The following is a 568-nucleotide window of genomic DNA, read 5'->3' as shown; positions in this document are numbered from 1 at the left end:
CTCCAGCCGGGCTCTTGGCCTTGCGCCAGGCGCTCCTTGTCTTCCTTGCTGATGTGCTGGCGTGGTGCCGGCACCAGCGTGGCATCGATGGCCTGCCCGCCACGGGCGATGTAGCCGTGGCGCTGCAACTGGGCATCCACGCCTTGCAGCAGTGCTGCAGCACCGTCAACTCCGATACGCTGGGCAAAGCGCCAGATGGTGTTGCGATCAGGGATGTTCATAGAGTCCTGCAGCAGGCAAAAGCGCTGGTAGCTCATGCGGTCCAGCAACTGGTACTCCATCTGCTCGTCCGAGAGGTTGTACAAGCGCTTCAAAACGAGAACGCGCACCATCACCTCGGTGGGGTAGGCCGGGCGCCCGCCCTTGCGGCCATCGGCCCGTGCCACAAGCCCATCTACCAGCGCCGCCAGTTCAGCAAAGTCGATGTGCTGGGCGATGGTCTGCAGTGGGTCTCCCACTTCGTCGATCTTGCGTTTGCGCGAGGCGTCGGCAAAGAGGTCGAACTTCAAGGCGCTGCGGGGCGTGATCATGCGGTGGCTCGGACTGTGGCGGGGGACTCAAGATTGAG

1 protein-coding gene is annotated in these 568 nt (G+C 63.4%); it reads right to left on the bottom strand.

The window, feature by feature from the left end:
* The coding region (locus AC07X5_RS32635) for a transposase (RefSeq protein WP_494773553.1) at positions 1-527 on the bottom strand (527 nt) is incomplete at its 3' end.
* Between the last annotated feature and the right edge of the window lie 41 nt (positions 528-568).

The sequence above is a fragment of the Acidovorax sp. GW458-11-26-14-TSB4 genome (genome assembly GCF_059423865.1).
Note: the sequence above shows the minus strand (reverse complement) of the source record. Positions and strands in the feature narration are given on the sequence as shown.